This window comes from Arthrobacter sp. Bi83, from assembly GCF_918698095.1.
In the GTDB taxonomy this organism is placed as follows: domain Bacteria; phylum Actinomycetota; class Actinomycetes; order Actinomycetales; family Micrococcaceae; genus Arthrobacter.
Map to the genome: position 1 here is coordinate 1 of NZ_CAKKLY010000092.1, position 7,628 is coordinate 7,628.

Annotated in this window: 6 protein-coding genes; 2 read left to right on the top strand and 4 right to left on the bottom strand. The window is 62.9% G+C overall.

Features of this window, described 5'->3' with window-relative positions; translation table 11 throughout:
- Positions 1-128 precede the first annotated feature (128 nt).
- Positions 129-1,295, bottom strand: a complete 1,167-nt coding sequence (locus LQ144_RS22445) for a mandelate racemase/muconate lactonizing enzyme family protein (protein ID WP_230121459.1) — start codon at positions 1,293-1,295, stop codon at positions 129-131.
- A 235-nt stretch (positions 1,296-1,530) separates the two neighbouring features.
- Here LQ144_RS22445 and LQ144_RS22450 point away from each other — a divergent pair, with 235 nt between their 5' ends.
- On the top strand, positions 1,531-2,232 hold the full coding sequence (locus tag LQ144_RS22450; RefSeq protein WP_230121460.1) for a GntR family transcriptional regulator: 702 nt from the start codon (positions 1,531-1,533) through the stop codon (positions 2,230-2,232).
- Positions 2,233-2,858: 626 nt separating this feature from the next.
- Here LQ144_RS22450 and LQ144_RS22455 read toward each other — a convergent pair.
- The 3 genes from LQ144_RS22455 to LQ144_RS22465 all read right to left on the bottom strand — a co-directional run bounded on the left by LQ144_RS22455 (position 2,859) and on the right by LQ144_RS22465 (position 5,932).
- Positions 2,859-3,461 (bottom strand): TetR/AcrR family transcriptional regulator, encoded by a 603-nt coding sequence (locus LQ144_RS22455; RefSeq protein ID WP_230121461.1) that lies wholly within the window; start codon positions 3,459-3,461, stop codon positions 2,859-2,861.
- Between the two features lie 557 nt (positions 3,462-4,018).
- Positions 4,019-4,885 carry an alpha/beta hydrolase gene (locus tag LQ144_RS22460; RefSeq protein ID WP_230121462.1) on the bottom strand — a complete coding sequence of 289 codons (867 nt, stop codon included), beginning with the start codon at positions 4,883-4,885 and terminating at the stop codon, positions 4,019-4,021.
- Positions 4,886-4,933: 48 nt separating this feature from the next.
- Positions 4,934-5,932, bottom strand: a complete 999-nt coding sequence (locus LQ144_RS22465) for an NADP-dependent oxidoreductase (RefSeq protein ID WP_230121463.1) — start codon at positions 5,930-5,932, stop codon at positions 4,934-4,936.
- A gap of 918 nt (positions 5,933-6,850) precedes the next feature.
- Here LQ144_RS22465 and LQ144_RS22470 point away from each other — a divergent pair.
- On the top strand, positions 6,851-7,609 hold the full coding sequence (locus LQ144_RS22470; protein ID WP_230121464.1) for a prolipoprotein diacylglyceryl transferase family protein: 759 nt from the start codon (positions 6,851-6,853) through the stop codon (positions 7,607-7,609).
- Positions 7,610-7,628 lie beyond the last annotated feature (19 nt).

Genomic DNA, 7,628 nt, shown 5'->3' on the forward strand with positions numbered 1-7,628 from the left:
TCGTTAGCTCCATGAAAACGGGCATAGCCCGCATCCGCTCCCAAGGCCGTCCACCACGCCGCTCCGCGGAGGTTTTCAGATGAGGCAACGTATCCGGCCACGCGGAGGTTTTCTACGAGTCAACGCGGTTAGTTGTGCAGTGCGCGCAGGACCTTGTAGAATTCGGCCTTGCCTTCAAGCCCGACGCCGGGCAGATCGCCCGGTGCCACGCGGCTGTTGACGATGACAGCGTCGTCAGTGAAGCCGCCGGTGGGCTGGAACTCGCCCGGGTAGGACTCGTTTCCGCCGAGCTTGAGTGCTGCGGCGATGTGCAGGGAGAACTGGTGTCCGCCGTGGGGGATGCAGCGGCGTGAGGACCAGCCGTGCTGGGCCAGCATGTCCTGGATCCGGCGGTATTCGGTCAGGCCGTAGCTCAGGGCCGGGTCGACCTGGATGAAGTCGCGGTCCGGGCGCATCCCGCCGTAGCGGACCAGGTTCCGTGCGTCCTGGAGGGAAAACAGGTTCTCTCCGGTTGCGATCGGGTTTTTGTAGTGCTCGGAAAGGGTGGCGTTCAGGGCGTAGTCCAGCGGGTCGCCGACTTCCTCGTACCAGAACAGCCCGTACTGGTCGATGGCCTTGCCGTACGCCAGTGCCGTCTCGAGGTCGAACTTGCCGTTGACGTCCACCATCAGGCGGGAAGCGTCGCCGTCGAGGACCTCGATCACGGCTTCGATGCGGCGCAGGTCTTCGGCGAGGTCGGCGCCGCCGATCTTCATTTTGACCACGTTGTACCCCTTGGCGAGGAAGCCGCGCATTTCGTTCTGCAGGTCTTCGAGGCTCTTGCCGGGGGCGTAGTAGCCGCCGGCGGCGTAGACGAAGACGTCCTTGTCCGGGTTGCCATCACCGTAGTGATCCGAGATCCACCGGTACAGCGGGACGCCGGCGATCTTCGCTGCGAGGTCGTGCAGTGCCATGTCGGCGACGCCGATGGCGACCGAGCGTTCGCCGTGGCCGCCGGGCTTCTCGTTGGACATCATCAGGTCCCACGCCTTCTCCGGGGAGAGCTGGCCGTCCTCATCGAGAAGATCCTCGGAAGGGGCATCCATGATGCGCGGCAGAATGCGGTCTTTCAGGATTCCCGTGGCGTTGTAGCGGCCGTTGGAGTTGAAACCATAGCCCACCAGAGGCTTTCCGTCGACGAACACATCGGAGACGAGCGCGATGATCGTGCAGTCCATCTTGGTGAAGTCAATGAAGGCGTTCCGGATCGAGGAACTGATGGGGATGGTGCCTACGTGGGCGGAAACGATTTTCATCTTTGAACTCTCTCCTGACTGAGTATCTTATTTCTTATAAGACTTGATCTAAAGCTGGGCCTGGTAGTGATGGGAGCATAAGCCTCGGAACAAATATCTTATAAGACCTTGGGCTCAAGACTAGCCCGGGGTGACGAGGAGCACAAGCCTTTCGTGAATATTCTTATAAGATGTTTCCAACGCTCTACACTGAGAGCAGCGGGGGCGCACCTCGGTAAGAGATTCGGAGCAGCAGATGGGCACCACGAACGTCTTTTCCAGTAAGGGCAGTCTGGCGTACAGCGAACTCCGCCAGCTGATCCTCTCCGGTGGCCTTGCCCCTGGCTCGCGCATCTCCCAGTACGAACTGGCGGAGAACATGCAAATGAGCATCACCCCCCTGCGTGAAGCGATCCGCCGACTCGCGAGCGAGAGCCTGATCATCATGGACACCCACCGCGACTCCCGTGTGGCCGACATGAGCGCCTCCGAAGCGCGCGAACTCCTTGAAGTCCGTCTCTCACTTGAACCATCAGCAACTGAATTGGCAGCCTCCCGCCGCACGGACGCAGATATCGCGGCAATGCGCACAGCGGCCGAGAAGCTCCTGCCGGTCACCCGGGTGTGGGGCGAGGACGCGATAACAGTGCACCGGGAATTCCACCGGGCCGTCTACGCCGCCTCGCACAACGACGTAATGATCAAGCTCCTGGATGACCTGTGGGACAAATCCGACCGCTACCGCCGCATCGGCCTCGAGCTCCCCTCCGGGGATGAGCCCCGCACCATCGACCTGGACCAGCACCATCAGATACTCGAGCTCATCATTGCCGGGGACGGCGCCGGCGCGGCCGAGCTCGCACGCACCCATATCGCCAACAGCCTCACAGCCTCGGTGACCGGAGCTTTGGAGCAACGCGAAAGCGTACAGTCGCCAGCCATGGAGAAAACCGCCTAGTATCCGCCGATTTCCCTCCGATCGTCAAGAACCGGTAGCTGTCGGCGGCGCTTGTCCCGCACCGGTTATAAGGCAGAGCCTCGGCCTGGCGGGAAGCCGGAGACCTCATTCCGGCACGCAGCGTGGAGGAATGGCAGGAGATCAAGCCACTGAACCTCCGCGAACTGTTAAAGGGCCAACTGACCCGAACCCTGGGCCGGCCCTGTGTATTCAAGGGTGTGGGAATGGCTTGGCAGGACCTGGTCACGGTAACAGTGGTGTATGAACAACACACCAGCGATGAAACTGCAGGGTAAGCGGTCTGAGCTTCATCGGTTGTTGGCTGGTAACTTCTGCGATCTGACCAGAACAAGGGGAAACATCTCCTTGCTGCGCTGGGCTCTCCCTTTGGCAAATCCAACGCCGATAACGGACCTTCGCCACCCTGCCCAAACTCTGGCATTACTTGTGCACCGTGATGCCGAGTCGGGACAGCTTCCTTTATATTGTTGCCCGGCTCAGTCCGAGTTCGGTTCCGCCGCCCCTACAGTGGTAGCCGGGCGGCACAGGGATCGGATTATTCAGCGTACAAAGTGCACGGGGCGTGCCCTGGACATTGGACCTCGTCGAAGTTCTTGCCGGAGGCGTCAGCGGCGCACGAGCAGGCTGATCTGGGTCCTGATGTCCTGCACGATCGCCTCGGCACTCAAAGCAGCGTTCACGCTTGCTGCCATGCTGACAAACATGATCGCCGAGACAATGCGCGCCGTCGTTGCGGCATCACCGGCACCGGCGAGCTCCTCCCTGCCCAGGACTGCAGCGATGGCCTCCTCGGTCTGCGCGACGATGGAGAGGGCCTCGCTGTGGTGTGGCTCCGTCGGGTCGCCGAAGACCATCTCCCGCAGGTAGGTGCGCCCGTTGTCTACCTGGGTTCGGTTGCACTCAACGATCGGCCGCACAATGGCCGTCACTGCATCCAGCACATCCGGGATGGCTTGAGCATGAGTCCCGCCCCGCTCGAGCGCTTCGGCGTAGTGGGCGTTCTGTACGAGCAGGAGCAGTTCTCCTTTGGTTTTGGCGTAGAGGAACAGGGTTCCGGTGCCGATGTCGGCCTTATCGGCGATTTGCTGGGTTGTGACCTCCTCGACCCCGTGCTCCGCGAACAGCTCGCTGGCTGCGGCAGTGATGCGATCGAGCTTCTGCTGCTTGTTCCGCTCGCGCCGTCCGAGCGGCTGGGACGCGACAGGCATTGAGGGTTCCTCCGGATGTAAACTGACTGGACTCAGTAATGAGTATAACGATCCCGGGGAGCCCGAGTCCCTCCCGCGGCGTCTCTACTCTTCGTAGTGGGGGAGGGCCTGGCCCTGCCTGACATAGGTGAGGGCGGCGTCGACGTCGTAGGCGTGGATCGCGGAGGCCAGCGGCGTCAGCTGGCGGGAAAGCATCTCAACCGGAAGGCGTCGCGGGCCGCTCTGTCGGCGAACCCCAGGGGGAGAGCGGCGGATTGGAAGGTGACTTCCGCGATGCCGTCGATCTTCCGGTCATCCGGGATAGCGGTCTCCGCCCCGGTGGTGGCGGGCCGCAGGCTGGGTTGTGTTCGGCTAGGTGGATCTGCCGGTATTCCGACAGGCCTGGGGTGGCGGCGATGATGCCGGAGTGCGGGCCCTTCCAGCAGTCCATGCCGGTTTGGCGGGACTGGTCGGTGCGCACCCACAGCAGGATCGAGGAAGTGAAGTGTCTTATCACATGCGGTTGCGTGGTTGACGGTGAGGTGCCCATTGGTGCCTTCTGGTCGCGAGCGTGAAGGTCAGGGGGCGAGGAATTCGACGGCGGCGGGGGCGAACTTGGCGTGGTACTGGAAGATGCCGCCGTGGCCGGAGTCGGGGTAGATGATCAGCTGGGATTCCTTGATGCGCCGGTGCAGGTCCTCTGAGAGAACGGATGGCACCATGCGGTCGTTGTCGCCGTTGGCGATGAGGGTGGGGTGCGTGAGCGTGGACAGGTCCGACGGGGCGGAGCGGCCGAACTTCTGGATTGCCTTCAGCTGCGTCTGGAATGCACGGGTGCTGATCGGCTTGTCACGGTCGACGGTGCGCTCCTGAAGACGCTTGATGAACGCTTTCGCGGCGGGTTTGCCGGTGGTGTTGCGGTTGAAGAACAGGAATTCCTTGGGGTCCGACCGTGTCAGCGTTGCGCGGAGTATGTCCCAGTAGGTGGTGCCGACGACCTTGTCGATGTCGTTGCCTCCCCGCGGGCCGGTTCCGGTCAGCACGAGCTTGCGGACGAGGTCGGGATGCTTGAGGGCCAGGTCCTGGGCGATCATGCCTCCCAGTGAGAAGGAGAAGACGTCGATTTTGTCGAACCCGAGGGCCTGGATGAAGGTGTAGGCATCTCCGGCCATTGCCTCGATACTGTCGGGAACCCGTCCGGTTGAGGCGCCGACACCGGGCTGGTCGAAGGTGATGACGTGGCGGTTCTTCGCAATGGGGTCGATGATGCGGGGATCCCAGTTATCCATTGTGGCAGCGAGGTGCACGAGGAACACGACGGGGATGCCGCCCTTTGGCCCCAGCTCGCGGTAGGCGTAGGTGACACGTCCGGCTGTGATGGCGTTGGCAGGTGCTTTCGCGTACGAGGTGACGACGAATTCCTTCGGGGTGTCGGTGTTGCCCATGACGGTTGTTCTCCTGGATGGTCTGCGGGATGAATGGCTGGCGGCGGGTCAGTCGGTGACCGTGAGTACTGCTTTGCCGCGGATGCCGCCCGCGGCCAGGGACTGCAGCGCTTGTGGGGCCTGGTCGAAGGTGAAGACCTTCCCTACGATGGGGTGCAGCACGCCGTCGTCGACCAGGGCGGTGATCTGGCGCAGTTGGTCGCCGCTGGCACGCATGAAGAGGAACTCATAGCTGACGCCGAGCTTCCTCGCCTGCCGCCGAATCTTGCTACTGAGCCCGGTGATCGCCAGACGCAGCACAGGACTCAGGCCGGCTTTGCGGGCGAACGCCGGATCAGGCGGGCCGGAGATCCCAATCGCTTTGCCACCGGGCCTGAGGATGCGCAGTGACTTCTGCAGGTTTTCCCCGCCGAGGCTGTCCAGCACCAGGTCGTATCCGCTGAGGAGCTGCTCAAAGTCCTGGGTGCGGTAGTCGATCACGATGTCCGCCCCGAGGTCCCGCAGGAAGCCGGCGTTGGAGCTGCTCGCGGTGGTTGCAACGGTCGCGCCGAGGTGCTTGGCGAGCTGGATGGCGATCGAGCCCACCCCGCCGGCGCCGGCGTGAATGAGAACCTTGTGCCCGGGGCGCACGTTGCCCTGCTCGACGAGGGCCTGCCATGCGGTAAGCGCCACAAGCGGCAGCGAGCCGGCTTCCTCCATGCTGGCCGATGCGGGCTTCAGTGCGAGGTCTTCCTCGGCGACGGCGATGCGCTCGGCGAACGTGCCGATGCGGTCCTTGTCGGGGCGGCCGTAGACCTCATCACCGGGCTTGAACCCGCGCACCTTTTCCCCGACCTGGAGGACGGTGCCGGCTACGTCGTTGCCGAGGATCAGCTGGAGCTTGTAGGGGAGGATCTGCTTGAACTCACCCAGCCGGATCTTCTCGTCCAACTGGTTCAGGCCGGCTGCTTGAACCTGCACGAGCACGTCGAGCTCGCCGACGGTCGGCTCAGCGACCTCCGCTTCGCGCAGCGGCTCCCTGTACTTGGTGACGACGAACGCTCGCATGCCGTGATGTCCCTTCTATTGACGGGTGTTGGTTAGTAGTTGCTGCCGGTGATGCAGGCAATCTCTCGGGGGCGCCATCCGGTCGCGCCGGGCACGTTGTCCTAGCGGCGGCACGAAATGGACCATACTCAATTCTGATTCACCTCAATTATGACTTTACTCAGATATTTGTCAAGGGGAAGTGTCCCAGCCGACGCTGCATGCCAATGCCACGGGGAACCCTCTCGTAGCACGGGAAGGGCTGGAGTTCCTCGAGTTCCTCGGGTCTGTGGTTCTGGTCCTCTCGGCGGGTGATTGAAGCGGCTGGCGCCCCAGGCTTGGAAGTTCCTGCACGGGCACACAGGTTGGGGCGCATCGCTATGGCCCTCGTAAGCTGCGAACGTGCCGGGCACCCGCCTCTCGAGACGATAGCCCGCTGGTTGCGAGTACGAGTGAGCCGCGAAGCGCGCGCGTTCTGCGCGTTCGAAGCGGGGTAATCGTGGTCCTCCCTTGTTCGCAGCCGCCCATGCCAGTTCGCTGATCCGGGGTTCGGAAGCACCGTGGTCATGGACTTGAGTAACGATTGGCGCGCTGTCCCAGCCAGCCCAAGTGGTCGGTACTGACTGTCCGAAATAGTTATGCACGAGGCGTGGGATACACCGCCAAATAGTGACCTCGGCTTCTCACCGAGCGGGGAAGCGCAGGCTGGACTGCGGCGTTGAGTGCTCGTCCTGTCCCAGCCCAAGGCAAAGATGCCATTGGTGCACAATCCCGTGCCCTAACTTCAAGAACTAGGGCTCCGCTAGCACGTTCACCCTGTACCCGTCTCTCAGCGGTTCATCTCTGAAGCCGCGTGGCGGCTCCACGTCCATATGCAATTCCCGTGAACGTCCAAATATAAGACCGGAGGGCAGGAATGCTCACTGCTACACTCTGCTCATGATCGGGCTTCCCTTCGCGGGAGACGGGCTGGTGCACGCCGGCCTGTTAGGGCTGGGAATCCTCGCAGCCTTGCTGTTCTACGCCTTTGAGAAGCGCCGGCGCGGCCTGTCCGACCCGCGGTTGTGGCCCATTGCCGGTTTCGCTATCGCCTTCGGGGCCATCGGCTCAAGGGTCCTCACATGGGATGTTTCCCGGCAGGTCTCCTTGGCGGACTGGTGGGGCAACGGCGACCGCAGCATCCTCGCGGGCCTTGTGGGCGCGTGGCTGGGCGTCCATCTGGGTAAACGGCTGACAGGTTACCGCGAATCCACCGGTGATTTGCTTGCGCCCGCGGTCGCATTGGCGCTGGTCATCGGGCGGGTGGGCTGCCTCCTTACGGAACTGCCCGGCACCCCTACCGGGGGTGCATGGGGGATAACGCTCACGCCCGGGCAGGCTGCGATGTTGGGCGGACCGCCCGGGGTAGGGCTCCACCCGTCCTTTGCCTATGAAATCGTGTTCCATGCGGCCGCATTCGCGCTCATGTGGCGTTATCGGGACCGTTTGCCTGGTCCTGGCGACCTCTTCATCTGCTACGTGACTTCCTACGCCTTGTTCCGGTTCGGAGTCGAATTCGTCCGAGGCAACGAGGTGCTCTGGCTGGGGATGAGCCGGCCCCAATGGTTCCTCCTGGTGATTCTTCCCCTGCTGTTCTGGCGGATGCTGCGGGTCTTCGGTAAACCACTCCGCCCGAAGTTGGAAGGAAAAGTGGCATGAGCGAGGACAACCCCGACGT